The following is a 25,762-nucleotide window of genomic DNA, read 5'->3' on the forward strand; positions in this document are numbered from 1 at the left end:
AGGGAAGGAATCGCCATGAAGCACAACAAGGTCGGCTCCGTGATGACGACCGACGTCGTCCGGGCCGAGTACGGCACCACGTTCAAGAACGTCGCCCGGCTGCTCGCCGAGCACGACATCAGCGGGCTGCCCGTGGTCGACGAGGACGAGCACGTCATCGGCGTCGTCTCGGAGACCGACCTGATGATGCGGCAGGCGCAGGTCCCCGACCCCTTCGAGCCGCCCGTGCGGCTGCGGTTCGCCGCGCTGCGGCCCGCCGCGCGGCGCCGCGCGGCCAAGGCGCACGCCCGTACGGCGGGACGGCTGATGACCGCGCCGCCGGTCACCGTGCACGCCGACGACACCATCGTGGCCGCCGCCCGCACCATGGCCGAACGGCACGTGGAACGGCTGCCGGTGCTGGACGAGGAGGACCGGCTGGTCGGCATCGTCACCCGGCGCGACCTGCTGCGGGTGTTCCTGCGGCCGGACGCGGAGATCCGCCAGGAGGTGCTGCGCGAAGTGCTGGAGCGGGCCCTGTGGCTGCCGCCGTCCAGCATCGACGTGTCGGTGACGGAGGGCGTGGTGACGCTCACCGGGGACCTGGAGCGCAAGAGCGAGACCGAGATCGCGGTGTCCATGACCCGGCAGGTGGACGGGGTCGTGGCCGTCGTCGACAAGCTGACCTACCGGCTGGACGACGCGCGGCTGCCCGCCGCCGACGGGCACTCCCTGCACGGCGTGGCCGACGACTGGCTGCGCAGGCTGTGAACGGCTGAGAGGAGGCGGAACACCATGGACGGCAAAGACGGCGTCAAGGTGCTCGTTGCCTACGGTACGACCAACGGCGCCACCGCCGAGATCGCCGAGACGGTCGCCGAGGTGCTGAACCGGGAGGGCGTCCCGGCCGAGGCGCGCCCCGCCCGGTCCGTGTCCGACGCGGCGGCCTACGGCGCGGTGGTGGTCGGCGGCGCGCTGTACGCGGGGCGCTGGCACAAGGACGCCCGCCGCTTCGTGCGGCGCCACCGCGGTGAACTCGCCGGGCGGCCGGTGTGGTTCTTCAGCAGCGGCCCGCTCGACACCTCGGCCTCGGAGCGGGAGATCCCGCCCGTCCCCGGCGTCCAGCGCGCCATGACGGAGCTGGACGCGGTCGGTCACGTCACCTTCGGCGGACGGCTGGAGGAGGGCGCCCGCGGCCGGGTCGCCCGCATGATCCTCCGCTCCGGCAAGGGCGGCGACTTCCGCGACACCACCGCCGTCGAGTCCTGGGCGACCGGCATCGCCAAGGAGCTGACGGCGGACGGCGAGACCATCTAGGAGGGGAGGGGGCGAGCGCGCCCCGGCCGCCCGGACGGGACCGGGCGGCCGGGGCGCCTCGCCGTGCGGGACCGGGCGGCCGGGGCGCCTCGCCGTGCGGGACCGGGCGGCCGGGGCGCCTCGCCGTACTGGGACCTCACGCCCCGCCCCGCTCAGCCCGCCTCGGGCCGCCCCGCCCCGGGAGCCCCGTGAGCCGGGTGACCGTCGCGGTCGGGGCGGGGACCGTGACCACCGGTACCGTCGCGTGGCGCAGGCACGCGCGGCTGACCGGGCCCGTCGCGGTGGCGTGGCCGAGGACCAGCAGGGCCGCGTCGCGGGCGCGGCGCGGCAGGACGCGGGCGGGCGGTCCCTCGATCAGCTCGGCGCGCACCGTACGGGCGACGTGCGGGCCCATCACCCCCCGGACCGTCTCGGCGAGGACCCGCGCCGCCGCGATCCGCTCGTCGTCCGCCGCCGGTCGCGCCGCGGCGGGCGCGTACGGGGCGACGCGGGGGCCGCTGGGCTCCCACACGTGCACGACGACGACCTCGGCGCGCAGCACGCGGCCCTGCTCGGCGGCCCAGCGCAGGGCCGCCGCGGAGGCCGGGGAACCGTCGACGCCGACGACGATGGCCGGACCAGTTCCGGGTACGGACATGACACCCTCCCGAACGTCCTCCCGAGGAGTTCTCCGCCTTCCAGCGTGGCCCGTCCGGTACCCCCGCGCCTGGGGCCCACCGGCCCCCTCGCAAGGCCGCTCGGCCCGACGCGGGGACCTGCGGCCCCTGCTGCCGCACCGGCGCGGCCACGACCATGGGGCCAGGAAGCTGGAGAAAGGGCGGCACCCATGTCCGTCGTCATCGCACCCACCGGTCACGCCTCCGCCTACCTGGTGCGCGCGGCCGTCACGGCCCCCTCGGTCTACAACACGCAGCCCTGGTTCTTCGTCGCGGACGGGGACCGGGGCATCGAACTGCACGCGGACACCGACCGCAGGATGCCTCACACCGACCCGCACGGCCGTGAACTGGTCATCAGTTGCGGGGCGGCCCTGTTCAACGTCCGTCTGGCCATGCGGCACCTGGGCTTCGCCCCGGTCGTACGGTCCTTTCCGCGCCCGCAGGACCCGGCGCTGCTGGCCCGGGTGGCCTGGGGACCGTACGCCAGGCCCACCCCCGACGAACAGCGCATGTACGGCGCCCTGCGGCGGCGGCGCACCGTCCGCGGCCCGTTCCGCACCGACCCGCTGCCCGCCGGGCTGCTGGACGCGCTGCGCGTGCAGGCGGTGGAGGAGGGCGCCGCCCTGCACGTGGTGGACGACCCCGTGAGCCGCAAGAACCTCGCGGCGCTGGTCAAGGAGGCCGAGCACGTGCACCGCACGACGCTCACGCACAGCGCCGAGCAGGCCGACTGGACCTGGCGGCCCGCCGAACCCCGGCGGGACGGCGTGCCCACGGACGTGAGCGTCACCCACCCCGACTGCACGGGCTTCGCCGGGCGCGACATCGCCGGGCTGACGGGCATGTTCCCGGTGCCGCCCGGCCGGATGCCCGCCCCGGCGGGGCTGCTGGCGGTGCTGAGCACGGACCGGGACGACCGGCTGGCCTGGCTGCGCGCCGGGCAGGCGCTGGAGCGCATCCTGCTGCACGCCGCCGCGCAGGGCGTGATGGCCGCCTTCCACACCCAGCCGCTGGAGGTCGACCGGCTGCGCGCCCGGGTGCGCCGGGAGTTCCTGCCCGGTGACTTCCCGCAGATGGTGCTGCGCCTCGGCTTCGCCCCGCCGGTGCGGACCGTGCCCCGGCGCCCGGCCGCGGAGGTGCTCCACTGAACCGCTGGCCCCTTGATCGACTACCTCACCCCTGAGTATGACGGAGCGTGTTGGTGAACCCTGTTCCGGAGGCGCCGTCCCCGCCTCCGGGACGGTCCGTCTCCATCGTCCGATTGACTGCGCGCGAAGGGATGACAAGCGGGTGCCGGATTGACCCCCGCGTCTGATGTCGACCCCTCATGACCGTTTCTGAACAGGGAGTTTCGACTTCTTACGTCAGTACGACCGCCCCTCCGGCGTCCTCTCGGACGGGCGTACGAAGCCTCATACCAGAGTGGGACGTGTGGCGAGGGACTTTGTCAACTGCCCACCGCACATGAGACGTAGGCGACTACTGTGAGTGTCCGTCGGGCCCTCCCGACGAGGCCCCCGACCGACGGACCAGTACGAGGACGCCGATGTCTCACCTCCGCGCACCGGCCGCACGCGCAGACCGCCGTGAGAGCGGCGGGCGGCACGGACGGCCGGTCGCCCGTACCTCCACCACCCTGCCCGAGGCCCACATACGGCCCCAGCTCCTCCGCCTCGCCGTACTGCCGCCCATCGCCGTCGCCCTCAGCGCCTGCGCCGCCGTGCTCTTCACCGTCCGCTCCACCGGCGTCCGCCCCGCACCCACCCTGTGGGCCGTCCTCACCGGCGCCCTCTGCGTCACCGGCGCGGGCATCGTGATCGCCGCCGTCGCCGCGGGCCGCGCCGCCCGCACCGTCCAGGACCGCGTCGCCGCCCTGCGCCGCGGCACCGCCCGCCGCGAGGCCGACCTGCGCTCCCTCGTCGAGGCGCTGCGCCGCGGCGAGCCCCCCGCCCCGCGCACCCCGCCCGGCACCCCGCCCCCCGGCGCCGACGACTTCGAACTCCTCGCCGCCGACCTCGCCCGCGCCCACGACGCCGCCGCCACCGCCGTCCTCCAGGCCGCCCAGCTCTCCAGCCGCACCGGCAGCGAGCAGAAGCTGGAGGTCTTCGTCAACCTCGCCCGGCGGCTCCAGTCCCTGGTGCACCGCGAGATCTCCCTCCTCGACGACCTGGAACAGGAGATGGAGGACCCCGAGCTGCTCAAGGGCCTCTTCCACGTCGACCACCTCGCCACCCGCGTCCGCCGCCACGCCGAGAACCTCGCCGTCCTCGGCGGCGCCGTCTCCCGCCGCCAGTGGAGCAACCCCGTCTCCATGACCGAGGTGCTGCGCTCCGCCACCGCCGAGGTCGAGCAGTACTCCCGGGTCCGCCTGGTGCCGCCCATCGACGGCGACGTACGCGGCCACGCCGTCGCCGACGTCGTCCACCTGCTGGCCGAACTCATCGAGAACGCCACCCTGTTCTCCGCCCCGCACACCCAGGTCCTGCTGCGCACCGGACACGTCACCTCCGGCCTCGCCGTCGAGGTCGAGGACCGCGGCCTCGGAATGCCCGCCGGTGAGCAGCACAAGATGAACGCCCTGCTCACCGACCCCGACCAGGTCAACGTCGCCCGGCTCCTCGCGGACGGCCGCATCGGCCTGTTCGTCGTCTCCCAGCTCGCCCGGCGGCACGGCATCACCGTCCGCCTCCAGGGCAACATCTACGGCGGTGTCCAGGCCGTCCTCGTCATCCCCACCGAACTCCTCGGCACCGTCCCCCAGCCGCCCGGCGCCACCACCCAGCCCGCCCCCGCCCAGCCCACCGGGCCGCACCCCACCGCCGTACCCGCGCCCCCGCGACAGCCGCACCCGGCCAACGGCACGGCCGCCGCCCCCGGACCGCTCCCCGTCCGCGACGCCCACGACCAGCGGCCCACCCCCGCCGACGCCGTGCCCGGCATCCGTCCCGAGGACCGCGGCCAGCTCGCCGAGCACACCGCCGTACCGCCCGTCCCGCGCACCGGCACCGTCCGCGGCACCCCGGGCAAGCCCCGACTGCCCCGGCGCCGCGCCCAGGAACACCTCGCGCCCCAGCTTCGCGGCGGCCCCCTGCCCCGCCCGGACGACAGCGCCCACGTCGGCCACGACCCCAACCTGATGGCGGCCTTCCAGCGCGGCATCAGCCTCGCCGAGGCCCAGCGGGAACCGGAGGCGGCACCCCTCGGGGTGACGTACGGCGCCCCGGGGCGGCTCATCCCCCTGGAACCCAGACCCGCGCACACCCCCACCGCCCCCGAACACCCCGCCACCCGGCACGACGGGAGCCCACCGGCCGGATGACCACGGCACGCGGCACCCGATGCGTCCCCGATCCCGCCCCCGCCCCGCCCCCACCGCTGACGCGGACACCCGTACCCCAAGGAGTCGATCCCCCATGGCGAGCGACATGCCCACCGGCCACGTATCCGATCTCGACTGGCTGATGAGCGGCCTCGTGCAGCGCGTCCCGCACACCAGCAGCGCGGTGCTCCTGTCCAGCGACGGGCTGGTGAAGTCGGTCCACGGCCTCGACCCGGACAGCGCCGACCACATGGCCGCGCTCGCCTCCGGGCTGTACTCCCTCGGCCGCAGCGCCGGGATCAGGTTCGGCGACGGCGGCGACGTACGGCAGGTCGTCGTCGAACTCGACGCGACGCTGCTGTTCGTCACCACCGCCGGGTCCGGCACCTGCCTGGCCGTGCTCGCGGGCCGGGAGGCCGACGCGGCGGTGCTCGGCTACGAGATGGCGATGCTCGTCAAGAGCGTCCGCCCCTACCTGGTGACCGCCCCCCGCCAGCACGCCGTCGAACCCACGGCGCTGAGGTCTTGAACGTGGCGGCGGCTGGCGACGGGCCGTGGCTCGACGACGCGGCCGGACGGCTGGTGCGCCCCTACACGGTCAGCGACGGCCGGACCCGGCCCAGCACCACCCTCGACCTCATGTCACAGGTGATGGCCACCGGGGCCACCCCCCTCGGCTATCTCGGTCCCGAGCACACCCAGGCCCTGGACCTGTGCCACGCGCCCGTCCCGGTCGCCGAGGTCGCCGCCCACCTGAAGCTGCCGGTGGCCGTCACCAAGGTGCTGCTGGCGGACCTCCTCGACTGCGGGGCGCTCACCACCAAGCCCCCCGCCTTCCACCACCACCCCACGGACCGGGCCCTTCTGGAGGCAGTGCTCGATGGACTACGACGACAGCTCTGACTACGACGGCCACCCCGGCCCCGACCGTACCGACACACCCGACCCGGGCGGCCCCCCGGGCGGCGATCCGGGCGGTGACCCCTTCCCCACCGCCCTGAAGATCCTCATCGCGGGCGGCTTCGGCGTCGGCAAGACGACCTTCGTCGGCGCCGTCAGCGAGATCGCGCCGCTCAGCACGGAGGAACTGCTCACCACCGTCAGCGCCGCCACCGACGACCTCAGCGGCGTCGAGAACAAGGTCGAGACCACCGTCGCCATGGACTTCGGCCGCATCACCCTCGACCAGCAGCACGTCCTCTACCTCTTCGGCACCCCCGGCCAGCAGCGCTTCTGGTTCATGTGGGACGAGCTGTGCGAGGGCGCGCTCGGCGCCGTCATCCTCGTCGACACCCGGCGCCTGGAGGACTGCTTCGCCGCCGTCGACTTCTTCGAGGAACGCGGACTCGGCTTCATCGTCGCCGTCAACGAGTTCGACGGCGGCCACCGCTACGACCCGGAGGAGGTACGCGCCGCCCTCGACCTCGACCCGCGCATCCCCGTCGTCCGCTGCGACGCCCGGATCTCCGCGTCCGGCGTCCAGACCCTGCTGACCCTCGTCCGCCACCTCATCGCCCACGCCCCGGCGCCCGCGCCGAGCCAGGGCGTCCACCGGTGACACCCGCACACCACCGCACGGAGCCGCACATGACACACGCCCATCGCGACGGAGCCCGGCCATGAGCTACGAGCCGCCGCGCCCGGCCGGTCGCCTGCTGCTCACCCCCGACGACAAGGACGCCCCCGCCCGTGTACGGCGGCTGCGCCACCTCGGCCTCGGCGAGCGCCCCGAACCCGCCCTCGACGCCTTCGCCGCCTGGCTCGCCGGTCACACCGAGGCGCCCTACGCCATGGTCAACTTCCCCGACGAGCGCGGACAGTTCTTCGCGGGACTGCACACCCCGGTCGCCGGACCCGTCGTACGCGACGACGGCACCCGGCCGCTGATCGGCCGCTACCTCCCGCGCGACCACGGCTTCTGCCCCCATGTGGTGGTCCGGCGCAAGGCCCTCGTCCTGGAGGACGTCCGCGACTACCCGCGGTTCGCGGGCAACCCGGTCGTCGACGAGTTCGGCGTCCGCTGCTACCTCGGCGCGCCGCTCATCGACTCCACCGGCATGGTGCTCGGCACCCTGTCCGTCGTCGACGTCCAGCCCCGGCGCTGGGGCCGCGAGGGCCTGGCCACCATCAAGGCGCGGGCCGCGGAACTCTCCGCACGGCTGGAGCGGGGCGACGACGGCCACGGGCCCTGACGGCCGGTGCGCGGGGCGGCGGGCGGTGTGAAGGAAAGCTGCGGCGGCGCTTAAGAAAACCTCGATGGACCCGAGGGCCGCCGATACGGCAGATTGCTAGGCGTTTCCACTCCTTCCCCCCGTCGTGGGCGCCTTCGGCGTGCCCGGCCGCGGGGGCTCACCGTCAGGAGCCGTAGCGTTGAAGGCGCTGGTCAAGGAGAAGGCGGAGCCCGGCCTGTGGCTCACGGACGTCCCCGAGCCCACGATCGGGCCCGGCGACGTACTGATCAAGGTGCTGCGCACCGGCATCTGCGGCACCGACCTGCACATCCGCGCCTGGGACGGCTGGGCCCAGCAGGCGATCCGCACTCCCTTGGTGCTCGGGCACGAGTTCGTCGGCGAGGTCGTCGACACCGGCCGGGACGTCACCGACATCGCCGTCGGCGACCGGGTCAGCGGCGAGGGCCACCTGGTGTGCGGCAAGTGCCGCAACTGCCTCGCCGGACGCCGCCACCTGTGCCGGGCCACGGTCGGCCTGGGCGTCGGCCGGGACGGGGCGTTCGCGGAGTACGTGGCGCTGCCCGCCTCCAACGTCTGGGTGCACCGGGTGCCCGTGGACCTCGACGTCGCCGCGATCTTCGACCCGTTCGGCAACGCCGTGCACACCGCGCTCTCCTTCCCGCTGGTCGGTGAGGACGTGCTCATCACCGGCGCCGGTCCGATCGGCCTGATGGCGGCGGCGGTGGCCCGGCACGCCGGTGCCCGCAACGTCGTCGTCACCGACGTCAGCGAGGAACGCCTGGACCTCGCCCGCAAGGTCGGCGCCAGCCTGGCGCTGGACGTCTCCCGCTCCGCCATCGCCGACGGACAGCGCCAACTCGGCCTGCGCGAGGGCTTCGACGTGGGCCTGGAGATGTCCGGCAACCCCGCCGCGCTGCGCGACATGATCGCCAACATGACCCACGGCGGCCGGATCGCCATGCTGGGCCTGCCCGCCGAGGAGTTCCCGGTCGACTGGGCCCGGATCGTCACCTCGATGATCACCATCAAGGGCATCTACGGCCGCGAGATGTACGAGACCTGGTACGCCATGTCGGTCCTGCTGGAGGGCGGCCTCGACCTCGCCCCCGTGATCACCGGCCGCTACGGCTACCGCGACTTCGAGACGGCGTTCACCGACGCGGCGAGCGGCCGCGGCGGCAAGGTCATCCTCGACTGGACCGCGTAACCCCTTAGGAGCCCCCGCCATGTTCGACTCCGTGCGCGACGACCTGCGCGCCACCCTCGACGAGATCCGCGCCGCCGGACTGCACAAGCCCGAGCGGGTCATCGGCACCCCGCAGTCCGCGACGGTCAACGTCACCGCGGGCGGACGCCCCGGTGAGGTGCTCAACTTCTGCGCCAACAACTACCTCGGCCTCGCCGACCACCCCGAGGTGATCGCCGCCGCCCACGAGGCGCTGGACCGCTGGGGCTACGGCATGGCCTCCGTGCGCTTCATCTGCGGCACCCAGGAGGTGCACAAGGAGCTGGAGGCGCGGCTGTCGGCGTTCCTCGGCCAGGAGGACACGATCCTGTACTCCTCCTGCTTCGACGCCAACGGCGGCGTCTTCGAGACCCTCCTCGGCCCCGAGGACGCCGTCATCTCCGACGCCCTCAACCACGCCTCCATCATCGACGGCATCCGCCTGTCCAAGGCCCGCCGCCTCCGCTACGCCAACCGCGACCTGGCCGACCTGGAACAGCAGTTGAAGGAGGCCCAGTCGGCCCGGCGCCGCCTCATCGTCACCGACGGCGTCTTCTCCATGGACGGCTACGTGGCGCCCCTGCGCGAGATCTGCGACCTCGCCGACCGCTACGACGCCATGGTGATGGTCGACGACTCGCACGCCGTCGGCTTCGTCGGCCCCGGCGGGCGCGGCACCCCCGAGCTGCACGGCGTCATGGACCGCGTCGACATCATCACCGGCACCCTCGGCAAGGCCCTCGGCGGCGCCTCCGGCGGCTACGTCGCCGCCCGCGCCGAGATCGTCGCCCTGCTGCGCCAGCGGTCGAGGCCGTACCTGTTCTCCAACACCCTCGCCCCGGTGATCGCGGCGGCCTCCCTGAAGGTGCTCGACCTGCTGGAGGCGGCGGACGACCTGCGCGTCCGGCTGAACGAGAACACCGCGCTGTTCCGGCGCCGGATGACCGAGGAGGGCTTCGACGTGCTCCCCGGCGACCACCCCATCGCCCCGGTGATGATCGGTGACGCGGCCGAGGCGGCGAGGCTGGCGGAGCTGCTCCTTGAGCGCGGCGTGTACGTGATCGGCTTCTCCTACCCGGTCGTGCCGCAGGGCCAGGCCCGCATCCGGGTCCAGCTCTCCGCCGCGCACTCCACCGACGACGTGCTGCGCGCCGTCGACGCCTTCGTGGCCGCCCGTGCGGAGCTGGCCGCCTGACCTGAGAGAACCTGAGAGAATCGGTCACATGATCGAGGCGCGGCGGCTCCACATCCTCCGTGCGGTGGCCGACCACCGCACGGTGACGGCGGCTGCCGCCGCGCTGTACCTCACCCCGTCCGCCGTCTCCCAGCAGCTCACCGCCCTGGAGCAGGAGACCGGCCACCGCCTCGTCGAGCGGAGCGCGAAGGGCGTACGGCTCACCCCCGCCGGTGAGATCCTGCTCAGCCACACCAACGCCGTCCTCGCCCAGCTTGAGCGGGCCGAGGCGGAACTCGCCGCGTACGCCGCCGGGGAGGCCGGGACGGTCACCGTCGCCGCCTTCGCCACCGGCATCGCCCTGGTCGTCGCGCCCGCCGTGGCCCGGCTCGCCGACTCCGCGCCCGGCATCCGGCTGCGCGTGCAGGACGCCGAGGGCGACGCCAGCCTGCCGATGGTGCTCGACCGGCAGGTGGACATCGCCGTCGCCGTCGAGTACCGGGGGGCGCCGCCCGCCGACGACCCGCGGCTGACCCACGTACCGCTGTACGCCGAGCCGTTCGACGCGGTCGTACCGGTCAGCCACCGGCTCGCGGACGCGGCGGAGGTGCCGCTGGCGGAGCTGGCGAAGGACCCGTGGATCGGGCCGTACCCCGGCAATCCGTGCCATGACGTGGTGGTGCTGGCCTGCGAGAGCGCGGGGTTCCAGCCGCGTCTTGAGCACCTGTCGGACGACTTCCGGGCGGTGGTGGCGCTGGCCTCCGCCGACGCGGGCGTGGCGCTGGTGCCGCGGTCGGCGCTGCGGGGGATGTCGCTCGGCGGGGTCGTCGTACGCCCCGTCGACGGGGTCGCGCCCACGCGGCGGGTGTTCGCGGCGGTGCGGCGCGGGGCGGAGGCGCATCCGCTGATCGCGCCGGTGCTGGGGGCGTTGGCGGGGGCCGCCGCGGGGTGAGTGGCCAGGCGCGGGTTTCGTCGTGGTTGCTCGCGCAGTTCCCCGCGCCCCTATGGGGCGCGCTCAGCGTGCCGGAGTGTCGTGGGTGCTCCACGCTGGTCGCATGGACGTGGACGCATACAGCTCCGTCATCACGGTCGAGGTCAACGGCACCGCGCACACCCTCACCGTCGACCACCGCCGGGTCCTGCTTGACCTGCTGCGGGAGGACCTCGGGCTGACCGGCAGCAAGAAGGGGTGCGACCAGGGGCAGTGCGGGGCGTGCACGGTGCTCGTCGACGGGCGGCGGGTCAACGGCTGTCTGCTGCCCGCGGTCGCCCTGGACGGCAGCTCCGTCACCACCGTCGAGGGCCTCGCGGACGGCGACGCGCTGCACCCGCTCCAGCGGGCGTTCCTCGACCGGGACGCCTTCCAGTGCGGCTACTGCACCCCCGGCCAGCTCTGCTCCGCCGTCGGCGCGATCGCCGAGGCCGAGGCCGGGCACCCCTCGCACGTCACCGGCGCCGAGGTGCCGTCCGGGCGGCCGGTGCCGCTGACCCGGGACGAGATCAGGGAGCGGCTCAGCGGCAACCTGTGCCGGTGCGGCGCCTACCCGCACATCGTCGACGCCGTGGAGGACGTACTGACGTGAAGCCCTTCGCCTACGTCCGCGCCACAAGCGTCGAGGAGGCGGCCGACGCGCACGCCGCCGCGCCCGACGCCCGCTACCTGGCGGGCGGCACCAACCTGGTCGACCTGATGAAGCTGGGCGTCGAACGTCCCGGCACCCTGATCGACGTACGCCGACTGCCCCTGGACACCGTGGAGGAGCTGCCCGACGGCTCACTGCGCGCGGGCGCCACCGTGCGCAACAGCGACCTCGCGGCGCACCCCGCCGTCCGCGACCGCTACCCGGCGCTCTCCCAGGCGCTGCTGTCGGCGGCGTCCGGGCAGCTCCGCAACGCCGCCACCACCGGCGGCAACCTCCTCCAGCGCACCCGCTGCGCCTACTTCCAGGACGTCTCCAAGCCCTGCAACAAGCGGGAGCCGGGCAGCGGCTGCGGGGCCCGCGACGGCGTCCACCGCGACCACGCCGTCCTCGGGCACTCCCCGCACTGCATCGCCACCCACCCCTCGGACATGGCGGTCGCGCTGGTCGCCCTCGACGCCCGGGTGGAGCTGTACGGGCCGGAGGGCGAGCGCACCGTCCCCGTCTCCGGCTTCCACCGCCTCCCCGAGGACCACCCCGAGCGCGACACCGACCTGCGCCCCGGCGAACTGATCACCGCCGTGGTGCTGCCCGCCGCGACCGCAGGGCTGCCCTCGGCGTACCGCAAGGCCCGCGACCGTGCCTCGTACGCCTTCGCGCTCGCCTCGGCCGCCGCCGTGCTGCGCGTCGAGGACGGGGTGGTCAGCCATGTCGCGCTCGCCCTCGGCGCGGTCGCGCACCGGCCGTGGCGGGCCAGGCTCGCCGAGCAGGCGCTGCTGGGCGCCGCCCCCACCCCCGAGCTGTTCGCGCACGCCGTGGACCTGGAGCTGGCCGCGGCCGAGCCGCTGCGGGACAACGCCTACAAGGTGGCCCTGGCCCACGACGTCGCCGTGGACGTCCTGCGCGACCTGTCCGGGAGGACGTGATGGCAGCCCCCACTGTCGCCGCCCGCGCGCACACCGCCGTCGGCGCGCCCGCCGAACGCCGCGAGGGCCGGGAGAAGGTGACCGGCCGGGCCCGCTACGCCGCCGAGCACGAGCTGCCCGGCCGCGCCCACGCCTGGCCGGTCACCGCCACGATCGCCCGCGGACGCGTCCGCTCCGTGGACGCCGCCGCCGCCCTGGCGCTGCCCGGCGTGCTCGCCGTCCTCACCCACGAGAACGCGCCCCGGCTGGCCGAGCCGGACGACCCGATGCTGCGGGTCCTCCAGGACGACCGCGTGCCGTCCCGGGGCGCCTTCGTCGCCCTGGTCGTCGCCGAGACCCCGGAGGCGGCGCGGTCCGGGGCCGAGGAGGTCCGGGTGGCGTACGACGCCGAGGCGTACGACGTGACGCTGCGCGCCGACCACCCGGACCGCTACGAGCCCGAGCAGGCCAACGGCGGCCACCCCGGACGCCGCGAACAGGGCGACCCCGAGAACGTGTTCGCCGAGTCCACCGTGCGCGTCGACACCGCCTACCGGGTGCCGCCGCTGCACAACCACCCCATGGAGCCGCACGCCAGCACCGCCCACTTCGAGGGCGACCGGCTCCTGGTGCACACCTCAAGCCAGGGCACCACGGTGGTGCGGGCCACCCTCGCCGCGCTGTTCGGGATGGCCGAGGACGCGATCACCGTCACCGCCCGGCACGTCGGCGGCGGCTTCGGCTCCAAGGGCACCCCCCGCCCCGACGTGGTGCTCGCCGCGCTGGCCGCCCGGCACACCGGCCGCCCGGTGACGCTCGCCCTGCACCGCCGGATGCTGCCGTCCGTCGTCGGGCACCGGGCGCCCACCCTGCACCGGGTGCGGCTCGGCGCGGGCGCGGACGGGCGGCTGACGAGCGTGCTGCACGAGGTGACCACGCACACCTCCCGGATCAGGGAGTTCGTGGAGCAGGCCGCCGTCCCGGCCCGGGTGATGTACGCCGCCCCGCACCGTCTCACCGTGCACCGCGCCGTCCCGCTCGACGTGCCGATCCCGTCCTGGATGCGCGCCCCCGGCGAGGCGCCCGGCATGTACGCGCTGGAGTCGGCCATGGACGAACTCGCCGACGAGCTGGGCATGGACCCGATCGAGCTGCGCGTGGCCAACGAGCCGGACGCCGAACCCGACAGCGGCAAGCCGTTCAGCAGCCGCCACCTCGTGGACTGCCTGCGCGAGGGCGCCCACCGGTTCGGCTGGTCCCGTGACCGCGACCGCACCCGGGAGGGGCCCTGGCTGGTCGGGCAGGGAGTGGCGGCGGCCACCTACCCGGTGCTGGTCGGCCCGTCCACGGCGAGCGCGCAGGCCCTGCCCGACGGCACCTTCACCGTCCGGCTGAACGCCACCGACATCGGCACCGGCGCCCGTACCGTCCTCGCGCAGGTCGCCGCCGACGCGCTCGGCGTGCCGCTGGACCGGGTCCGTACCGAGGTCGGCAGCACCGAGCTGCCGCCCGCGCCGCTGGCCGGGGGCTCCTCGGGCAGCTCGTCGTGGGGCTGGTCGGTGCACGGGGCGTGCACCCGGCTGGCCGCCGCCCTGGCCGTGCACGCCGGGCCGCTGCCGCCGGAGGGCCTGACCGCGCACGCCGACACCACCGGCCGCGCCGACGCCGAGAGCCCCTACGCGCGGCACGCGTTCGGCGCGCACTTCGCCGAGGTCGCCGTGGACACGGTCACGGGGGAGACCCGGGTACGGCGGCTGCTGGGCATGTACGCGGCCGGGCGCATCCTCAACGCCCGTACCGCGCGCTCGCAGTTCATCGGCGGGATGACGATGGGGCTCGGCATGGCGCTGACCGAGGGCAGCACCCTGGACCCCGCGTTCGGGGACTTCGCGGAGTGCGACCTGGCCATGTACCACGTGCCCGCGCACGCCGACGTGCCGGACATCGAGGCGCACTGGATCGACGAGGAGGACCCGCACGTCAACCCGATGGGCAGCAAGGGCATCGGCGAGATCGGCATCGTCGGCACGGCGGCGGCGATCGGCAACGCCGTCCACCACGCGACGGGCGTCCGCTTCCGTGAGCTGCCGCTGACCCCGGACCGGGTGTGGGAGGCGCTGCGGGCGACCCGGTGACCGTGGGCGTTTCACATCTGGGATAGCATCCCGTATATGAAACAGCCGATGGTCGATGTTCCGCCCGACCCCGTCGACACCCGCCTCGGCGCCCGGCTCGCGGAGCTGCGCGCCGAACGCGGCTGGTCCCTCGGGGAGCTGGCGGAGCGCAGCGGCGTCAGCCGGTCCACGCTCTCCCGCGCCGAACGCGCCGAGACCAGCCCCACCGCCGCCCTCCTGAACCGCCTGTGCGCCGTCTACGGCCGGACCATGTCCCAGCTCCTCAGCGAGGTGGAGACGGCACCGGACCCGCTGGTCCGCGCCGCCGACCAGCCCGTCTGGGAGGACCGCGCCTCCGGCTTCGTACGCCGCTCCGTCTCCCCGCCGCACACCGGGCTGCGCGGCGAACTCGTCGAGGGACGGCTCGGCGCGGGCGCCGACATCGCCTACGACCGCCCGCCCGTCCCCGGCCTCGAACAGCACGTCTGGGTGCTGGAGGGCGCCCTGGAGGTGACCGCCCAGGACCAGACCCACCAGCTCGGCGCCGGTGACTGCCTGCGGCTGCGGGTCTGGGGGCCGACGCGGTTCCGCTGTGCGGACCCGGAGGGCGTGCGGTACGTGCTCGCGGTGGTGCTGCCATGACGGTCAGCCGTCTCGACGAGCGTGAACTGCTCGCCTGCCTGGGGGAGTTGGCGGACCTGCTGGCGGACACGGTGGCGGGCGGCGCCTCCGTCGGCTTCGTCCCGCCGTTCGGGCGGGCGGAGGCGGAGGCCTGGTGGCGCGGGCGGGCGGCGGAGGTGGCCGCCGGGCGGTGCGCGGTCTGGGTGGCGCGCCAGGACGGGGCGGGCCCGGTGCTGGGCACCGTCAGCCTCGCCTTCCCGGACAAGCCCAACAGCCGCCACCGCGCCGAACTGGTCAAGCTGATGGTGCACCGCGGGGCCCGCGGCCGGGGCCTCGGCCGCGGCCTGCTCACCGCCGCGGAGACGGCGGCGGCCACGGCCGGGATCACGCTCCTGCACCTGGACACCGAGACCGGCAGCCCCGCCGAACGCCTCTACGACACCGCGGGCTGGACCCGCGTGGGCGCCATCCCCGACTACGCCGCGACCCCGGCCGGGGAGTTGCGCCCGACGACGATCTACTACAAGCGACTGCCGTGATTGTCAGTGGTGGCGGCTACGGTGCCTGTCATGCCGCACGCCGAAGACGTACGCCGTATCGCCCTGTCCCTGCCCGATACGACGGAGAAGATCGCCTGGAGTATGCCCACGTTCCGGGTGGCGGGGAAGATGTTCGCCACCCTGCCGGAGGACGAGACGTCCGTGGCGGTGCGCTGCCCCAAGGAGGAGCGCGACGAACTCGTCCTCGCCGAGCCGGATAAGTTCTGGATCGCGGGCCACGAGGCCCAGTTCGCCTGGGTCCGCGCCCGGCTCGCCGCCCTGGACGACGAGGACGAACTGCGTGACATCCTCGCCGACTCCTGGCGCCAGGCGGCCCCGCAGCGCCTCCAGGAGGCGTACCCGGCACTGGGCCGCCCACCGGGCGCCTGATCAGGCGGGCTGGTGGCCCGTCAGGAACCCGGCGATCCGCTCCCGCAGCGACGCGGCGTCCAGCCCATGGGCGGCCACGTGCTCGTCCACGGTCCCGTACCGCCGCAGCTCCCGGCGGCCCACGCCGAGTCCGAGCACCCGGTGCGGCACGTCGGAGAGCGCGTCGTTGACGGCGGCCGTGGAGGTGCCCGCGAGGTACGGCTCCACCAGCACGACGTCCGCCGAGGCCGCCCCGGTGGCCCGGCGCAGCGCGGCCGCGTCGAAGGGCCGCACGGTCGTCGCGTACAGCACGGTCACGTCGAGCCCCTCGGCCGCCGCGAGCACCGCGTCGAGAACCGGCCCGACGGCGACGACGACCCCGCGCCGCCCCTCCCGCACGACCCGGAACCGCTCGCCGTCCACCGGCAGCGCGGCCTCGTTCGACTGCACCGACAGCCGTACGTACACCTTGTCGTCCCCGGCGGCGACGGCGTGCCGCAGCAGGGTCTCGGCCTCGTCCGGGTGGCCGGGCACGTGCACGGTCCAGCCGTCCAGCGTGTCGAGCAGCGCCACGTCCCCGGGCGCCATGTGGGTGTAGCCGCCCGCGGGCCAGTCGAACGAGGCCGCGGCGCTGACCAGCACGGCGCCCACCCCCTGGTGCCCGAGGTCCAGCTTGACCTGCTCGAAGGGCCGCTCGACGAGGAAACTCGCGAAGGTGTGCACGACCGGCCGCAGCCCGGTCAGCGCGAGCCCCGCCCCGGCGCCGATGAGGAGCTGCTCCCGGATGCCGACGTTGATCACCCGGTCGGGATGGCGGCGCCGCGCCTCCTCGAACCCGACGGTGCCGATCTCGGCGAGGACGACGGCGACCCGGGGGTCCTCGTCGAGCAGCCGGGAGACGACGGGCGCGAAACGGTCACGCATGGTGTCCATGACGAAAACGCTCCTAGTGATAGCTCGGGTCGGGTCTCAGGCGGACTTGGGCTCCACCCGGGCCACGACCACGTGCGGGCGTCCCGGGTGCGGTGCGGTGAAGGCGTCGTACAGCGCCTCGTGGTCCCGGCCGTCGACGGTCACCGCCGACCAGCCCGCCGCCTCGAAGCGGGCGGCGATGCCACCGGGCCGGGCGTGGCTGGCGGAGGCGTTGTCGACGACGACGGTGTGCAGCCGGTCCAGCCCGGCCGGGCCCGCGAAGGCGATGGCCTCGTGGTTGGAGCCCTCGTCCAGCTCGGCGTCGCCGACCAGCACCCACACCGCCGGATCGTCCAGCCCCTGGGCGCGCAGCCCCAGCGCGGTGCCCACGGCGAGCGGCAGCCCGTGCCCGAGGGAACCGCTGCCGATCTCCACGCCCGGCACCAGCGTCCGGTCCGGATGGTGCCCGAGCGGCGACTCGTACCCGCCGAACCCCGGCAGCCACTCCTCGGGCACGAACCCCTTGGCCGCCAGCACGGCGTAGTACGCCATCGGCCCGTGCCCCTTGGACAGCAGGAACCGGTCCCGCTCCGGGTCCGCCGCCGTCTCCGGCGTGACCCGCAGCACCCGGTCGTAGAGCACCCACAGCACGTCCAGGGTGGAGGTGGCCGCGGGCCCGTGCTTCTCGTCGCCGGTCATCAGCCCCATGAGGCCCGACAGACGCTCCCTGATGGTCGCTTCGATGATCGCCATGCCGACGATCGTGCAACCTCAACCGAACTTGAGGTCAACCGCGACCCCTCCCAGAAAGCCGCGCGCGACCACGGACCCGAGTGCGGTATTGTTTCCCTGCGCGTTTCACCCGGGGGAAACCCCAGGTCAGACGGCACCGGGACGTGGCGCAGCTTGGTAGCGCACTTGACTGGGGGTCAAGGGGTCGCAGGTTCAAATCCTGTCGTCCCGACTGGAGACAGTCGTAGATCAGTAGATCAAGGGCCGGTTTCGGAGGCATCCGAAACCGGCCCTCGTCGTTTCCGCGTCGGGCGCGGGCCGTCAGTGCGTCAGGCCCACGTGTGCCAGCGCCTGCTTCAGCAGGACCCCGTGGCCGCCCGGCATCTCCTCGTGGAGGGTGGGGGAGAGGGCCTCCTGGGGGGTGAACCAGACCAGGTCCAGGGCGTCCTGGCGGGGGCGGCAGTCGCCGGTGACCGGGACGACGTAGGCCAGGGAGACCGCGTGCTGGCGGGGGTCGTGGTACGGGGTGATGCCCTGGGTGGGGAAGTACTCGGCGACCGTGAAGGGCTGGAGGGACGGGGGGACGCGGGGCAGGGCGACCGGGCCGAGGTCCTTCTCCAGGTGGCGCAGCAGGGCGTCCCGGACGCGCTCGTGGTGCAGGACGCGGCCGGAGACCAGGGTGCGGCTCACCGTGCCGTCCGGGCCGATGCGCAGCAGCAGCCCGATGCTGGTGACCTCGCCGCTGTCGTCGACGCGCACCGGCACCGCCTCGACGTACAGGATCGGCATCCGGGCACGCGCCATCTCGAGTTCGTCCGGGGAGAGCCAGCCGGGCGTGGTCTCGGTCATGTCAGACATTGGGTGATCATACTTTCCGGGGGTGGGGCGGTCAGGGTTTCGCGGCTACCGCGCCGAACTGCGGCACCACGGCGGGGTCCTGGAGCCCGGCGCGCCACGTCGAGCACGACACCAGGCCCGGTTCGAGGAGTTCCAGTCCGTCGAAGAAGGCGGTGACCTCGGCGCGGCCGCGGGCCGTGATCGGGGGTGTGGCGTGCTCGTTCCAGAACGCCATCGCCGCCCGCTGGCCCGCGCCGCCCAGCTCCGGCTCGTGAGTGGGGTGGGTGAGGGCGAGGTGGCTGCCGGAGGGGAGCGGGGCCATGAGGCGGCTCACGATGCGGCGGGCCTCGTCGGTGTCCAGGACGAAGTTCAGGATGCCCAGCATCATCACCGCCACCGGGCGGGACAGGTCCAGGGTGGCCGCGGCGCGCTCCAGGATGGCGTCCGGATCGTGGACGTCGGCGTCGATGTAGGCGGTGACGCCCTCGGGGGTGCCGGTCAGCAGGGTGCGGGCGTGCAGCAGCACGATCGGGTCGTTGTCGACGTACACGATCCGCGATTCGGGCGTCACGCGCTGGGCGATCTCGTGGGTGTTGTCCGCGGTGGGCAGCCCGGTGCCGATGTCCAGGAACTGCCGGATGCCGCGCTCCTCGGCGAGGAAGCGCACCGCCCGGCCCAGGAACGCGCGGTCCGCCCGCGCGACATCCCTGATCAGCGGGAACATCGCGGCGACCTGGCCGCCGACCTGCTGGTCCACGGCGTAGTTGTCCTTGCCGCCGATCCAGTAGTTCCAGACGCGGGCGTTGTGCGCCACGGTGGTGTTCAGCCGTGCGGCGCCCTCCGTGGGCGGCTGGCTCTCGGGCATGTCGGGCATGTCGTGCGCCTTCCTCGCGTCCGGGGCGTCCGGGGCGTCCGTGGCCTCAGGGGTCCGTGGCGTCCATGGTGCCGCCCTCATGATCAGTGCGCGGCCCGCACCGCGCAACGGCCCCGGCGCGGGGAGCGCGGGACGGCCCGGTTAGGGTGGGCGGCCATGCCCTACTCCGACTCGCCGCTGCTCACGCCGTCCGACGCCGATCCCGCCCGTGACGCCGTCGACATCCGGCTCATCGTCACCGACATGGACGGCACCCTCCTCGACGACGCCAAGCGCGCCCCGCGTGAGCTGTGGACCGTCCTGGAGCAGCTCCGGGAGCGCGGGGTGCTGTTCAGCCCGGCCAGCGGGCGGCAGTACGCCACCCTCGCACGCGAGTTCGAGCAGGCGGCGGAGGGCATGGTGTTCATCGCGGAGAACGGCACGTACGTCGTCCGCGACGGCGTCGAGCTGAGCTCCGACCCGCTCGCCCCGGACGTCGTCACCCGGGTCGTGGACTGCGTACGGCGGCTCGCCGCGGGCGGCGTCGACGTCGGCGCCGTCGTCTGCGGCAAGCGGTCCGCCTACGTCGAGCGGACCGACGAGGCGTTCCTCGCCGAGGTGCGCCCGTACTACGTCGAGCACCGCGTCGTCGAGGACGTCGCCGCCGTCGACGACGACATCCTCAAGATCGCCCTGTACGACTTCGGCCCCGCCGAGCGGACCACCGCACCGGCGCTCGCCGCCTTCGCCGCCACCCACCGCGTCGTCGTCTCCGGCGCGCACTGGGTCGACGTCATGAACCGCACCGCCGACAAGGGCGCCGCCGTCCGCCGCCTCCAGCGCGACCTGGGCATCACGCCCGCGCAGACCATGGTCTTCGGGGACTACCTCAACGACCTGGAGATGCTCGACACCGCCGACTGGTCCTTCGCCATGGCCAACGCCCACCCCGAGGTCGTCCGCCGCGCCCGCCACCTGGCGCCCGCCAACAACGACAACGGCGTCCTGCGCACCATCGCCCACGTGCTCCGGCTGCCCTCCCCCGACCCGCGCTGAACCGGCGCCCGGGGCAGGATGGGCGGCACGGGCGCGGCTCCGTGCCCGCCCGTGCCGGAACGGAGCAGCAGGAAGGAAGCCCCATGAGCGACCCCGCCGCCGTCGCCCGCCGCACCCGGGAGGCCACCGCCCAGCTCGACGCCGCCGATCTGGAGGGCTTCTACCGCGACCTGCACCGGCACCCCGAGCTGGCGTTCGCGGAGCACCGCACCGCCGCCCGGCTCGCCACGCGGCTGCGGGCCGCCGGGTACGAGGTGACCGAGGGCGTCGGCCGCACCGGCGTGGTCGGCGTCCTCCGCGACGGGGACGGGCCCGTGGTCTGGCTGCGCGCCGACATGGACGCGCTGCCGGTGAAGGAGGCGACCGGCCTGGAGTACGCCTCGACGGTGGACGGCGTGATGCACGCCTGCGGCCACGACCTGCACGTGACCTGGCTGGCCGGGGCCGCCGAGGCGCTCGCCGCCGCCCGTGGGAGCTGGTCCGGCACGGTGGTCGTCGTCGGGCAGCCCGCCGAGGAGCGCGGCGGGGGAGCGGCGGCCATGGTCGCGGACGGCGTCCACGAGCGGTTCCCGCGCCCCGACGCGCTGTTCGGGCAGCACGCGGCACCCGGCCCCGCCGGGCTGCTGGCGCACACGCCCGGCCTCCTGCTGTCGGCAAGCGACGACATCGAGGTCGTCGTGCACGGCGTCGGCGGCCACGGCTCGCGGCCCGAGACGACCGTCGACCCGCTGGTGACGGCCGCCTACATCGTCACCCGGTTGCAGAGCGTCGTCTCGCGCGAGGTCGCCGCGAAGGACTCCGCCGTACTGACGGTGGGCCGCTTCCACGCCGGTTCCCAGGCCAACGTCATCCCCGCCGAGGCCACGCTCACCCTGAACCTGCGCACCCAGGACCCGACGGTCCGGGAGCGGATCCTGACCGCCGTACGGCGCATCGTGACGGGGGAGTGCCAGGCGGCGGGCTGTCCGTCCCCGCCGGAGATCACCCTCTCGGCGGAGTTCCCGAACACCGTCAACGACGCCGCCCTGGACGCCGAGGTCGCCGCGGCCCACCGGGAACTGTTCGGCGCGGGCGCGGTGTTCGACTTCGGCCCGGCGATGGGCAGCGAGGACTTCTCCCGGCTGGCGCCGCCCGGGGTGCCGTACGACTACTGGTTCGTGACCTCGACCCCGGCCGCCGTGTGGGACGCGGTGCCCGGCGCCGACCTCGCGGAGAAGATCGGCGGCGTGCCCAGCAACCACAGCCCGCTGTTCGCGCCCGACCTGGGCGTGCTGCTGCCGGGGGTGCGGACGCTGGTGTCGGCCGCGCTCAGTCGGCTCGGGTGATCAGGCGGCGCGGTGGAGGCTGTCCTCCACCACGTCCTTGTCCAGCGACGCCCGCACCAGCGCCGCGGCGAGCACCGCCGGTTCCGTGTCACCGGCGAGCCTCGCCACCCGGGCGGGGTCCTTCGGCAGGCCGAGCCGTTCGGCGCCCTGGAGGGCCTTGCCGTCCAGGTAGGGGGCGAACTCCGGCCAGACCCGCTGCACCTCCCGCAGGAAGATGTCGGCGCCCGCCGGGCCCACCCCCGGGACCTCCTGGAGCAGTCGGCGCAGCGCTTCCCCGTCGCCGTCCGCCTCCGCGCGCATCCGGCGCAGGTCGCCGCCCCAGCGCTCGGTGACCAGCTCGGCGGCGTCGCCGAGCTGGGTGGCGGTGCGCTCGTCGTAGCGCCGGTAGCCGCCCCGGCCCAGCGCGTCCACCCGCTGCTGCCAGGTGGCCCCGGCCATCCGCTTCGGGTCGCGCATCCCGGCGCCGTACAGTTCGCGGGCGGCGGCGACGGCGACCGAGCCGCGGATGCGGGCGCTCAGCAGATGGGCCAGCACCAGCAGTTGGTACAGCGGCTGCGGGGTGTCCCGCAGCCGGACGCCCGCCTCCTCGGCGTACGTCCGCCCGTGCGCGCCCACCAGTTCGCGCAGCACGCGCCGGTCGTCGGTCATGGCTTCAGCGGGTCGTGGCCGAGGGACATCAGGTGGTGCCTGCGGCGGGTCTGGTCGGCCTCGGGCTCGTTCTCCAGGTCCGCCTCGGCGCTGATGGTGTCCACGACTTCGTACATCACCTCGATGTCGTCGTCGGTGAGGTCCGTCCGCCGCTTCTGGAGGATGGCGAGGACGTGCTGCCCCATGGGCTCACCCGCGTGGTCCGGCAGGGGCTCGGTGTCCTCGTCGGCGTCGCTGACCCGCAGCCAGGTCGCCAGTTCGTTGGAGGTCATGTTCACCACGCGGTGGAAGTCCTCCCACAGCGTGTCGAGTTCGAGGGGGTCGCTCATGGCCTGCCCCTTCCTCATCCGTGCCGTCAGTGTTCCCGGGGCCAGTTCTCCGCGTCGAACATCCAGCGCTGCTTCTCCAGCTCCGCCGTGATGCCGATCAGCAGGTCCTGGGTGACCGGGTCGGGCTTGTCGGTGGCGTCGACGCGCTCCCGCAGCCGTTCGATCGCCGCCGCGAGGGACTCCACCATCACCTCGACCACCTCGCTGTCGCGCACCCAGCCCTCCTTCGGGCCGGGCAGCGTGAAGGCGCTGGCGATGGTCTCCGGGCGGCCGTCCGGCGGCAGCCCGAGCGCGGCCGAGCGCTCCGCGACGGTGTCGGCGAAGTCACGCGCCGCCGAGACCACCTCGTCCAACTGGAGGTGGATGGAACGGAACCGGGGCCCCACGATGTTCCAGTGCGCCTGCTTGCCGATCAGGGACAGGCCCAGGAGATCCACGAGGGTGCCCTGGAGCGCGTCCCCGGCGATCCGGCGGGCGTCCTCGGGCAGCGTGCTCTTGACGACAGTCATACCGTGCTTCTCCTTGTGGCGTCGGCTCTTGCGGTACGGAGCAGTTCGCCGCGTTCCTCCTCACAGGTCCCTCCCCAGACACCCGAGGTCTGTCCGCTGTCCAGCGCGTAGACCAGACAGTCGGTGATCACCGGGCAACGGGCACACACGCGCTTCGCGGCGGCTGTGTCCCGCAGCGCCGGTCCGCTGGTGCCCACGGGGAAGAACAGCTCGGGGTCCTCTCCCACACAGGCCGCACTGCGCAACCACTCCATGGGGGCGCGGGTGCCCAAGGCCAAAAGGTGCAAACGCCACCCGTTCGGGTCTCAGGGGGTGAGCACGCCGTCCAGGAAGTGGATCAGGTCGGCGTACACCTCGGCCTTGTTGGTCTCCAGGAACACCTCGTGCCGGGCGCCGGGGTAGACCCGCTCGGTGAGCGGGCCGTCCCCGGCCAGCCGCCGTACGCCGGTGCGGCTGCCGGGCAGCGGGACCAGGCGGTCGTCGGCGCCGTGCAGCCAGAGCACCGGCAGCGGGGCCACGGTGCCGCCCTCGTCGACGGCCTTCAGGGTGCGCACGAACGCCTCCAGCGTCGGGCGCTTCATCGGGCCGTGCCAGACCAGCGGGTCCGCCGCGTACGACGGTCCGACCTCCGGGTCCCGGGAGAGCGCGGACGGGCTGACCGGGATGTCCGGGACCTCCCCGTGCCGCTCGGCGTGCGCCAGCAACTGCCCCGGTGTCTCCCAGGCGCCGATCACCGGCCCGGACAGCACCAGGGCGGTCAGCTCGGCGCCGTGCCGCTGGGCGTAGCGCGCGGCGACCAGGCCGCCCATCGAGTGCCCGACCAGCACCACGGGCAGGCCGGGGTGCGCGGCGCGCGCCAGTGCCGCGACGGTGTGCACGTCGGTGACGACGTCCTCGAAGTCCTCGATCACCACCCGCTCGCCCGCCGACCTGCCGTGCCCGACGTGGTCGGGCCCGTAGACGGCCGCGCCGTGGCCGGTGAGTACGGCGGCCAGCGCGGCGTAGCGGCCGATGTGCTCGCCGTAGCCGTGCACGAGCAGCGCGAGGTACCGCGGCCGGGGGTGCGGCCACTCGCGGGCGGCGATCACGCCCCGGGTGCCGTCGAGGGCGTGGGCGCGGACGTCGGTCATCTGGTCGCCTCCCGGGGTGGGTGAAGGTGCCTCCGGGGATCTTCCCAGGGGGCGGGTCCCGGGTCTATAGTCCAAAACTAGCAGTGCTAATTAAGCTGCCGCTGGTCCTTGCTTACTGGTTACTGGTCACTGGAGCCCAGTGTCGGTCAGGAGTCCCCTCGTGCGTCCCGTCCACTTCGCGTCCGCCCGCCGCACCCCCATCGGAAAGCTCCGCGGCGCCCTGTCCGCCGTACGCCCCGACGACCTCGCCGCCGTCGTGATCCGCGCCCTCGTCGACGGGGTGCCCGCGCTCGACCCGGTTCGGATCGACGACGTCTACTGGGGCGCCGCCAACCAGTCCGGCGAGGACAACCGCAACGTCGCCCGCATGGCCGCCCTGCTCGCCGGGCTCCCCGACTCCGTGCCGGGCGCCACCGTCAACCGGCTCTGCGCCTCCGGCCTGGAGGCGGTCACCGCCGCCGCCCGCACCATCGCCGCGGGCGAGGCGGACGTCGTCATCGCGGGCGGCTCCGAGTCGATGAGCCGCGCCCCCTTCGTCCTGCCCCGCCCCGACGAGGCGCTGCCGCACCGCATGGAGACCGCCGACACCCGCCTCGGCTGGCGGCTGGTCAACCCGCGGATGGCCGACCTGCACGGGCTGCTGTCCATGGGCGAGACCGCCGAGGAGGTCGCCGCACGGTACGGCGTCTCCCGCGCCCGGCAGGACGAGTTCGCGCTGCGCAGCCACCAGCGGGCCGCCGACGCGCGCAAGAACGGGCACTTCGACGACGAACTGGTGCCGGTGACCCGGCCCGACGGTGTCGTCGTCGACCGCGACGAGTGCGTCCGCGAGGACACCTCCTACGAGAAGCTGGCCAAGCTGCGGCCCGTGTTCCGCGAGGGCGGCACCGTGACCGCGGGCAACGCCTCCCCTATGAACGACGGGGCCGCGGGGCTGCTGCTGGTCAGCGAGGAGGCGCTGAACGACCTCGGCCTCAAGTCCCTCGGGCGGTACGTCGCCGGGGCCTCGGCCGGGGTGCACCCCGACGTCATGGGCATCGGGCCCGTCCCCGCCACCCGCAAGGCGCTGGCCCGCGTGGGGTGGGGCGTCGGGGAGGTCGAGGAGGCCGAGTTCAACGAGGCGTTCGCCGCGCAGGCGCTCGCGTGCGTGGACCAGCTCGGGATCGACGCCGAGCTGGTCAACCCCAGTGGCGGGGCGATCGCGCTCGGGCATCCGCTGGGGTGCTCGGGGGCGCGGATCCTGACGACGCTGCTGCACCGGATGCGGCGGACGGGCGCGGGGCGGGGGCTGGCCACGATGTGCGTCGGGGTGGGGCAGGGGAGCGCGGTGCTGGTGCAGCGCGGATAGGCGCGTTTCCCGCCGCCCCCAGCAGGTCTC

General features: G+C 74.3%; 30 protein-coding genes and 1 tRNA gene. 21 read left to right on the plus strand and 10 right to left on the minus strand.

Annotation, left to right across the window (positions count from 1 at the left end):
• Positions 1-15 precede the first annotated feature (15 nt).
• Positions 16-750, plus strand: a complete 735-nt coding sequence (locus ACFQZ6_RS30750; protein ID WP_381615620.1) for a CBS domain-containing protein — start codon at positions 16-18, stop codon at positions 748-750.
• A 24-nt stretch (positions 751-774) separates the two neighbouring features.
• Positions 775-1,296 (plus strand): flavodoxin domain-containing protein, encoded by a 522-nt coding sequence (locus tag ACFQZ6_RS30755; protein ID WP_381615623.1) that lies wholly within the window; start codon positions 775-777, stop codon positions 1,294-1,296.
• A 136-nt stretch (positions 1,297-1,432) separates the two neighbouring features.
• On the opposite strand, the gene ACFQZ6_RS30760 is transcribed toward ACFQZ6_RS30755, so the two are convergent.
• A complete protein-coding gene (locus ACFQZ6_RS30760; RefSeq protein ID WP_381615626.1) occupies positions 1,433-1,933 on the minus strand; it encodes a universal stress protein in 501 nt (166 codons plus the stop codon).
• Between the two features lie 189 nt (positions 1,934-2,122).
• Here ACFQZ6_RS30760 and ACFQZ6_RS30765 point away from each other — a divergent pair, with 189 nt between their 5' ends.
• From ACFQZ6_RS30765 to ACFQZ6_RS30835, 15 genes are all read left to right on the plus strand, one after another.
• The gene (locus ACFQZ6_RS30765) at positions 2,123-3,103 is read left to right on the plus strand and encodes an Acg family FMN-binding oxidoreductase (protein ID WP_381615629.1); all 981 of its coding nucleotides are present in this window, start codon (positions 2,123-2,125) and stop codon (positions 3,101-3,103) included.
• A gap of 398 nt (positions 3,104-3,501) precedes the next feature.
• Positions 3,502-5,274, plus strand: a complete 1,773-nt coding sequence (locus tag ACFQZ6_RS30770; RefSeq protein ID WP_381615632.1) for a sensor histidine kinase — start codon at positions 3,502-3,504, stop codon at positions 5,272-5,274.
• A gap of 94 nt (positions 5,275-5,368) precedes the next feature.
• Positions 5,369-5,803, plus strand: a complete 435-nt coding sequence (locus ACFQZ6_RS30775) for a roadblock/LC7 domain-containing protein (protein WP_381615635.1) — start codon at positions 5,369-5,371, stop codon at positions 5,801-5,803.
• A 2-nt stretch (positions 5,804-5,805) separates the two neighbouring features.
• On the plus strand, positions 5,806-6,177 hold the full coding sequence (locus ACFQZ6_RS30780; RefSeq protein ID WP_381615638.1) for a DUF742 domain-containing protein: 372 nt from the start codon (positions 5,806-5,808) through the stop codon (positions 6,175-6,177).
• Complete coding sequence (locus tag ACFQZ6_RS30785) at positions 6,155-6,832, plus strand: GTP-binding protein (RefSeq protein WP_381615641.1); 678 nt, start codon at positions 6,155-6,157, stop codon at positions 6,830-6,832. The genes ACFQZ6_RS30780 and ACFQZ6_RS30785 overlap by 23 nt, the downstream gene beginning before the upstream one ends.
• Positions 6,833-6,893: 61 nt before the next feature.
• Positions 6,894-7,466 carry a GAF domain-containing protein gene (locus ACFQZ6_RS30790; protein WP_381615644.1) on the plus strand — a complete coding sequence of 191 codons (573 nt, stop codon included), beginning with the start codon at positions 6,894-6,896 and terminating at the stop codon, positions 7,464-7,466.
• 178 nt (positions 7,467-7,644) lie between these two features.
• A complete protein-coding gene (gene tdh, locus ACFQZ6_RS30795; RefSeq protein ID WP_381615647.1) occupies positions 7,645-8,673 on the plus strand; it encodes an L-threonine 3-dehydrogenase in 1,029 nt (342 codons plus the stop codon).
• Between the two features lie 19 nt (positions 8,674-8,692).
• The gene (locus ACFQZ6_RS30800; protein ID WP_381615650.1) at positions 8,693-9,886 is read left to right on the plus strand and encodes a glycine C-acetyltransferase; all 1,194 of its coding nucleotides are present in this window, start codon (positions 8,693-8,695) and stop codon (positions 9,884-9,886) included.
• 28 nt (positions 9,887-9,914) lie between these two features.
• On the plus strand, positions 9,915-10,817 hold the full coding sequence (locus tag ACFQZ6_RS30805) for a LysR family transcriptional regulator (RefSeq protein WP_381615653.1): 903 nt from the start codon (positions 9,915-9,917) through the stop codon (positions 10,815-10,817).
• A gap of 103 nt (positions 10,818-10,920) precedes the next feature.
• Positions 10,921-11,448: a (2Fe-2S)-binding protein gene (locus ACFQZ6_RS30810; protein WP_381615656.1), complete on the plus strand. Its 528-nt coding sequence runs from the start codon at positions 10,921-10,923 to the stop codon at positions 11,446-11,448.
• Positions 11,445-12,431, plus strand: coding sequence for an FAD binding domain-containing protein (locus ACFQZ6_RS30815; protein ID WP_381615659.1), 987 nt, complete (start codon positions 11,445-11,447; stop codon positions 12,429-12,431). Before ACFQZ6_RS30810 ends, ACFQZ6_RS30815 begins: the two co-directional genes overlap by 4 nt.
• The gene (locus ACFQZ6_RS30820) at positions 12,431-14,545 is read left to right on the plus strand and encodes a xanthine dehydrogenase family protein molybdopterin-binding subunit (protein WP_381615662.1); all 2,115 of its coding nucleotides are present in this window, start codon (positions 12,431-12,433) and stop codon (positions 14,543-14,545) included. Before ACFQZ6_RS30815 ends, ACFQZ6_RS30820 begins: the two co-directional genes overlap by 1 nt.
• Positions 14,546-14,581: 36 nt before the next feature.
• Complete coding sequence (locus ACFQZ6_RS30825) at positions 14,582-15,166, plus strand: helix-turn-helix domain-containing protein (RefSeq protein ID WP_381615665.1); 585 nt, start codon at positions 14,582-14,584, stop codon at positions 15,164-15,166.
• Positions 15,163-15,684, plus strand: coding sequence for a GNAT family N-acetyltransferase (locus tag ACFQZ6_RS30830; RefSeq protein ID WP_381615668.1), 522 nt, complete (start codon positions 15,163-15,165; stop codon positions 15,682-15,684). The genes ACFQZ6_RS30825 and ACFQZ6_RS30830 overlap by 4 nt, the downstream gene beginning before the upstream one ends.
• A gap of 30 nt (positions 15,685-15,714) precedes the next feature.
• On the plus strand, positions 15,715-16,074 hold the full coding sequence (locus ACFQZ6_RS30835) for an MmcQ/YjbR family DNA-binding protein (protein ID WP_381615671.1): 360 nt from the start codon (positions 15,715-15,717) through the stop codon (positions 16,072-16,074).
• Here ACFQZ6_RS30835 and ACFQZ6_RS30840 read toward each other — a convergent pair whose 3' ends face one another.
• Together ACFQZ6_RS30840 and ACFQZ6_RS30845 are read right to left on the minus strand one after the other, a co-directional pair.
• Positions 16,075-16,986, minus strand: coding sequence for a transketolase family protein (locus ACFQZ6_RS30840; RefSeq protein WP_381615674.1), 912 nt, complete (start codon positions 16,984-16,986; stop codon positions 16,075-16,077).
• Positions 16,987-17,022: 36 nt separating this feature from the next.
• Entirely contained in the window at positions 17,023-17,718 is a 696-nt protein-coding gene (locus tag ACFQZ6_RS30845; protein ID WP_381615675.1) for a transketolase, read from the minus strand.
• Between the two features lie 137 nt (positions 17,719-17,855).
• Between ACFQZ6_RS30845 and ACFQZ6_RS30850 the strand changes: the two genes are divergently transcribed.
• Positions 17,856-17,929: transfer RNA gene (locus ACFQZ6_RS30850), tRNA-Pro, on the plus strand.
• 89 nt (positions 17,930-18,018) lie between these two features.
• Here ACFQZ6_RS30850 and ACFQZ6_RS30855 read toward each other — a convergent pair.
• Together ACFQZ6_RS30855 and ACFQZ6_RS30860 are read right to left on the minus strand one after the other, a co-directional pair.
• A complete protein-coding gene (locus tag ACFQZ6_RS30855; protein WP_381618784.1) occupies positions 18,019-18,546 on the minus strand; it encodes an NUDIX hydrolase family protein in 528 nt (175 codons plus the stop codon).
• A 40-nt stretch (positions 18,547-18,586) separates the two neighbouring features.
• The gene (locus ACFQZ6_RS30860; protein WP_381618787.1) at positions 18,587-19,399 is read right to left on the minus strand and encodes an SAM-dependent methyltransferase; all 813 of its coding nucleotides are present in this window, start codon (positions 19,397-19,399) and stop codon (positions 18,587-18,589) included.
• Positions 19,400-19,564: 165 nt separating this feature from the next.
• Between ACFQZ6_RS30860 and ACFQZ6_RS30865 the strand changes: the two genes are divergently transcribed.
• Together ACFQZ6_RS30865 and ACFQZ6_RS30870 are read left to right on the plus strand one after the other, a co-directional pair.
• Entirely contained in the window at positions 19,565-20,443 is an 879-nt protein-coding gene (locus ACFQZ6_RS30865) for a Cof-type HAD-IIB family hydrolase (protein WP_381615677.1), read from the plus strand.
• Positions 20,444-20,526: 83 nt separating this feature from the next.
• Positions 20,527-21,768 (plus strand): amidohydrolase, encoded by a 1,242-nt coding sequence (locus tag ACFQZ6_RS30870; RefSeq protein WP_381615680.1) that lies wholly within the window; start codon positions 20,527-20,529, stop codon positions 21,766-21,768.
• Here the strand turns inward: ACFQZ6_RS30870 and ACFQZ6_RS30875 are convergent, their stop codons facing one another.
• Genes ACFQZ6_RS30875 through ACFQZ6_RS30895 form a run of 5 tightly spaced genes read right to left on the minus strand, consistent with a single transcriptional unit; the run spans position 21,769 to position 24,384 of the window.
• Positions 21,769-22,416: an endonuclease gene (locus tag ACFQZ6_RS30875; RefSeq protein WP_381615683.1), complete on the minus strand. Its 648-nt coding sequence runs from the start codon at positions 22,414-22,416 to the stop codon at positions 21,769-21,771.
• Positions 22,413-22,745: a DUF3140 domain-containing protein gene (locus ACFQZ6_RS30880; protein ID WP_381615686.1), complete on the minus strand. Its 333-nt coding sequence runs from the start codon at positions 22,743-22,745 to the stop codon at positions 22,413-22,415. The genes ACFQZ6_RS30875 and ACFQZ6_RS30880 overlap by 4 nt, the downstream gene beginning before the upstream one ends.
• Positions 22,746-22,771: 26 nt before the next feature.
• Complete coding sequence (locus ACFQZ6_RS30885; RefSeq protein ID WP_381615689.1) at positions 22,772-23,254, minus strand: Dps family protein; 483 nt, start codon at positions 23,252-23,254, stop codon at positions 22,772-22,774.
• Complete coding sequence (locus tag ACFQZ6_RS30890; RefSeq protein WP_381615692.1) at positions 23,251-23,508, minus strand: WhiB family transcriptional regulator; 258 nt, start codon at positions 23,506-23,508, stop codon at positions 23,251-23,253. Before ACFQZ6_RS30890 ends, ACFQZ6_RS30885 begins: the two co-directional genes overlap by 4 nt.
• Positions 23,509-23,559: 51 nt before the next feature.
• The gene (locus ACFQZ6_RS30895) at positions 23,560-24,384 is read right to left on the minus strand and encodes an alpha/beta hydrolase (RefSeq protein ID WP_381615695.1); all 825 of its coding nucleotides are present in this window, start codon (positions 24,382-24,384) and stop codon (positions 23,560-23,562) included.
• Between the two features lie 160 nt (positions 24,385-24,544).
• Here ACFQZ6_RS30895 and ACFQZ6_RS30900 point away from each other — a divergent pair, with 160 nt between their 5' ends.
• Positions 24,545-25,732 (plus strand): thiolase family protein, encoded by a 1,188-nt coding sequence (locus ACFQZ6_RS30900; protein ID WP_381615698.1) that lies wholly within the window; start codon positions 24,545-24,547, stop codon positions 25,730-25,732.
• Positions 25,733-25,762: the final 30 nt, after the last annotated feature.

Source organism: Streptomyces flavalbus (assembly GCF_042674625.1).
Taxonomy (GTDB): domain Bacteria; phylum Actinomycetota; class Actinomycetes; order Streptomycetales; family Streptomycetaceae; genus Streptomyces; species Streptomyces flavalbus.

What these genes read in the sequence shown, in the direction of transcription:
- ACFQZ6_RS30845 (WP_381615675.1), bottom strand. Translation starts at nt 17,718, where the DNA reads ATGGCGATCATCGAAGCGACCATCAGGGAGCGTCTGTCGGGCCTCATG.
- ACFQZ6_RS30790 (WP_381615644.1), top strand. Translation starts at nt 6,894, where the DNA reads ATGAGCTACGAGCCGCCGCGCCCGGCCGGTCGCCTGCTGCTCACCCCC.
- ACFQZ6_RS30750 (WP_381615620.1), top strand. Translation starts at nt 16, where the DNA reads ATGAAGCACAACAAGGTCGGCTCCGTGATGACGACCGACGTCGTCCGG.
- ACFQZ6_RS30855 (WP_381618784.1), bottom strand. Translation starts at nt 18,546, where the DNA reads ATGACCGAGACCACGCCCGGCTGGCTCTCCCCGGACGAACTCGAGATG.
- ACFQZ6_RS30825 (WP_381615665.1), top strand. Translation starts at nt 14,582, where the DNA reads ATGAAACAGCCGATGGTCGATGTTCCGCCCGACCCCGTCGACACCCGC.
- ACFQZ6_RS30810 (WP_381615656.1), top strand. Translation starts at nt 10,921, where the DNA reads ATGGACGTGGACGCATACAGCTCCGTCATCACGGTCGAGGTCAACGGC.
- ACFQZ6_RS30800 (WP_381615650.1), top strand. Translation starts at nt 8,693, where the DNA reads ATGTTCGACTCCGTGCGCGACGACCTGCGCGCCACCCTCGACGAGATC.
- ACFQZ6_RS30840 (WP_381615674.1), bottom strand. Translation starts at nt 16,986, where the DNA reads ATGGACACCATGCGTGACCGTTTCGCGCCCGTCGTCTCCCGGCTGCTC.
- ACFQZ6_RS30870 (WP_381615680.1), top strand. Translation starts at nt 20,527, where the DNA reads ATGAGCGACCCCGCCGCCGTCGCCCGCCGCACCCGGGAGGCCACCGCC.
- ACFQZ6_RS30775 (WP_381615635.1), top strand. Translation starts at nt 5,369, where the DNA reads ATGGCGAGCGACATGCCCACCGGCCACGTATCCGATCTCGACTGGCTG.
- ACFQZ6_RS30860 (WP_381618787.1), bottom strand. Translation starts at nt 19,399, where the DNA reads ATGCCCGAGAGCCAGCCGCCCACGGAGGGCGCCGCACGGCTGAACACC.
- ACFQZ6_RS30890 (WP_381615692.1), bottom strand. Translation starts at nt 23,508, where the DNA reads ATGGAGTGGTTGCGCAGTGCGGCCTGTGTGGGAGAGGACCCCGAGCTG.
- ACFQZ6_RS30785 (WP_381615641.1), top strand. Translation starts at nt 6,155, where the DNA reads ATGGACTACGACGACAGCTCTGACTACGACGGCCACCCCGGCCCCGAC.
- ACFQZ6_RS30865 (WP_381615677.1), top strand. Translation starts at nt 19,565, where the DNA reads ATGCCCTACTCCGACTCGCCGCTGCTCACGCCGTCCGACGCCGATCCC.
- ACFQZ6_RS30830 (WP_381615668.1), top strand. Translation starts at nt 15,163, where the DNA reads ATGACGGTCAGCCGTCTCGACGAGCGTGAACTGCTCGCCTGCCTGGGG.
- ACFQZ6_RS30820 (WP_381615662.1), top strand. Translation starts at nt 12,431, where the DNA reads ATGGCAGCCCCCACTGTCGCCGCCCGCGCGCACACCGCCGTCGGCGCG.
- ACFQZ6_RS30805 (WP_381615653.1), top strand. Translation starts at nt 9,915, where the DNA reads ATGATCGAGGCGCGGCGGCTCCACATCCTCCGTGCGGTGGCCGACCAC.
- ACFQZ6_RS30765 (WP_381615629.1), top strand. Translation starts at nt 2,123, where the DNA reads ATGTCCGTCGTCATCGCACCCACCGGTCACGCCTCCGCCTACCTGGTG.
- ACFQZ6_RS30770 (WP_381615632.1), top strand. Translation starts at nt 3,502, where the DNA reads ATGTCTCACCTCCGCGCACCGGCCGCACGCGCAGACCGCCGTGAGAGC.
- ACFQZ6_RS30760 (WP_381615626.1), bottom strand. Translation starts at nt 1,933, where the DNA reads ATGTCCGTACCCGGAACTGGTCCGGCCATCGTCGTCGGCGTCGACGGT.
- ACFQZ6_RS30875 (WP_381615683.1), bottom strand. Translation starts at nt 22,416, where the DNA reads ATGACCGACGACCGGCGCGTGCTGCGCGAACTGGTGGGCGCGCACGGG.
- ACFQZ6_RS30835 (WP_381615671.1), top strand. Translation starts at nt 15,715, where the DNA reads ATGCCGCACGCCGAAGACGTACGCCGTATCGCCCTGTCCCTGCCCGAT.
- ACFQZ6_RS30885 (WP_381615689.1), bottom strand. Translation starts at nt 23,254, where the DNA reads ATGACTGTCGTCAAGAGCACGCTGCCCGAGGACGCCCGCCGGATCGCC.
- ACFQZ6_RS30755 (WP_381615623.1), top strand. Translation starts at nt 775, where the DNA reads ATGGACGGCAAAGACGGCGTCAAGGTGCTCGTTGCCTACGGTACGACC.
- ACFQZ6_RS30895 (WP_381615695.1), bottom strand. Translation starts at nt 24,384, where the DNA reads ATGACCGACGTCCGCGCCCACGCCCTCGACGGCACCCGGGGCGTGATC.
- ACFQZ6_RS30880 (WP_381615686.1), bottom strand. Translation starts at nt 22,745, where the DNA reads ATGAGCGACCCCCTCGAACTCGACACGCTGTGGGAGGACTTCCACCGC.